The organism is Holophaga foetida DSM 6591, assembly GCF_000242615.2.
Taxonomy (GTDB): Bacteria; Acidobacteriota; Holophagae; order Holophagales; family Holophagaceae; genus Holophaga; species Holophaga foetida.
This window is the reverse complement of sequence record NZ_KI912269.1, coordinates 363,299-365,340: the sequence shown is the minus strand read 5'-3', so window position 1 is coordinate 365,340 and position 2,042 is coordinate 363,299. Positions and strand designations below refer to the sequence as shown.

At 63.2% G+C, this 2,042-nt stretch carries 2 protein-coding genes and 1 pseudogene; 1 reads left to right on the top strand and 2 read right to left on the bottom strand.

Annotation, left to right across the window (positions count from 1 at the left end; genetic code table 11):
• Positions 1 to 479: pseudogene (locus HOLFODRAFT_RS25860) on the top strand (transposase); the annotation flags it as partial.
• Positions 480 to 701: 222 nt separating this feature from the next.
• Here the strand turns inward: HOLFODRAFT_RS25860 and HOLFODRAFT_RS0217045 are convergent.
• Both HOLFODRAFT_RS0217045 and HOLFODRAFT_RS25435 read right to left on the bottom strand, forming a co-directional pair.
• Positions 702 to 938: a pentapeptide repeat-containing protein gene (locus tag HOLFODRAFT_RS0217045; protein WP_005033425.1), complete on the bottom strand. Its 237-nt coding sequence runs from the start codon at positions 936 to 938 to the stop codon at positions 702 to 704.
• A 284-nt stretch (positions 939 to 1,222) separates the two neighbouring features.
• The coding region (locus HOLFODRAFT_RS25435; RefSeq protein ID WP_043487084.1) for an aldehyde dehydrogenase family protein at positions 1,223 to 2,042 on the bottom strand (820 nt) is incomplete at its 5' end.

Here is a 2,042-nt window from a genome sequence, read left to right as displayed (position 1 = left end):
CCTGCCAGATCAGGGCTTCAATGCCCTCACTGGCCACCCTCGCCCGCCACAAGTCCTGGGTCGTCTATGCGAAAGCCCCCTTCCGGCGTTCCCAGCATGTGCTGAGCTACCTGGGGCGCTACACCCACCGGGTGGGTATCGCCAATTCCCGGCTGATCGACGTGGGGCCGGGGCATGTCACCTTCCGCACCCGGGGCCAGCAGACCGTCACCCTCCACCCCATCGAGTTCCTGCGCCGCTTTGTCCAGCATGTCCTTCCGGATGGCTTCCATAAGATCCGGCACTTTGGCCTCTACGCCTCGGCCCAGGGTGGAGGTCTGCTGGAACAGGCCAGGGCCCTGCTGCCTGCTCCGAAACCCAGAGCCGAGGCGTGTCCAGCCGAAGGCACGGGGCAACGCTGCCCTCATTGTGGTGGTCTGATCCTCTGGCGACCGCTGATGAGTGAAGCCTCCAGGGCACCCCCGGCGGTGATGCCATGACTGTCAGCCTCTCAGCTATCCATCACCTGCACCACGACCTCCACCACGGCGGGACGGCGAAGCCCTGCTATGACGCCAACTCGGTCCAAGCCCCTGCCGGGACTGTCGGGCTCAGCAGTCAGCAATCCCTGGGCGACAGGGGACCTGGCGTCCCCAAAAGTGGATCAGCAGGCGCGATTTCCCCATAGCCCTCGCCCAACTCCCCCGCCGCTCCGGGCTTGTTCAACACCGCATTTCATCGGTGGGGGCTCCGTCTACCTGAGGCAGCCTCGCCCACGCCCCACCGACGAAATGCTCACTGTTGTTGCCCGAAAGCTTGGCGCCCGTGAATCGGCTGTTATCGAACTTGACATCCCGGAAGTCGAGACCCCGCAGATCCAGATCCGAGTAGTCAAGCTCCGTCATGCTGCGGCCTTCCTTGAGGTAGATGATGACGTCTTCCCGCGTGAGTTCCGACATGCTGTGCCTCCGGAAGATTGCCTGGATACTCTTCGGCCATGGAGGCACAGAAGATGAACCTTGCCAGGGGCAGGTGGCTCGGCGGGCTGGCGCTTCCCATACTGGCTGCCTGGATTGAATCGGCCTCTTGGGGTGGACCCACCCCCCTCATCCTTCCGCGATCCATGCCGACCGAAACCAAGGGCCCGGACGGATCCGGGCCCTTCCTGGCATTTCTGCACTTTCCCTTTCCCGATAATCGGGTTTCCTTTTCTTGGAGCCTTGGCGGTGGATCTTTGATCCGCCTACCGGGTCATGGTGCCGTCCCAGGTTTCGATCTTCTTGGGGATGGCCTTGCCGGTGTTCCAGGTGGTGGTGACGTTCTTGCTCTCCGTGAAGAAGATGAAGCCGTCACGGCCCATGCAGTGCAGGTCCCCGAAGAAGGAGCGCTTGTGGCCGGTGAAGCCGAAGATGCCCAGGGGCACGGGGATGCCGACATTGATGCCCACCATGCCACCATCGGTGCGGGAGGCGAACTGCCGGGCGTAGTGTCCGCTCTCCGTGAAGATCACGGAGCCGTTGGCGAACTCGTTGCCGTTCATGATGGCTAGGCCCTCTTCGAAGTCCTTGACCCGCTTGAAGCACACCACAGGCCCGAAGATCTCCTTCTGGCCCACGGTCATTTCAGAGGTCACGTTGTCGAAGATGGTGGGCCCGAGGAAGAAGCCGTTCTCGCAGCCGGGGGCTACCTGGGGGTTGCGGCCGTCGAGCACAAGCTTGGCACCCTCCGCGATCCCCTTCTCGATCCAGCCGGTCACGAAGGCCTTGTGGCCTGCGTTGATTACGGGGCCCAGGTTCGTATTCTTTTCCCAGGCCTTGCCCAGCTTCAGGCCCTTGGCTAGCTCCACCACCTTGGCGATGAGTTCGTCGGCCACTTCGTTCTCGACCACGATCACGGGCAGTGCCATGCAGCGCTCACCGGCGCAGCCGAAGGAGGAGTTGATGATGCTCTGGGCCACGCGCTCGATGACGGCATCCTTGAGCACCAGGGCGTGGTTCTTGGCCTCGCAGAGGGCCTGGACCCGCTTGCCGTTGGAGGCGGCGGTGGAGTAGATGTGGAGACCC

Coding starts and splice junctions, on each gene's coding strand:
- HOLFODRAFT_RS0217045 (WP_005033425.1), bottom strand. CDS start 938: ATGTCGGAACTCACGCGGGAAGACGTCATCATCTACCTCAAGGAAGGC.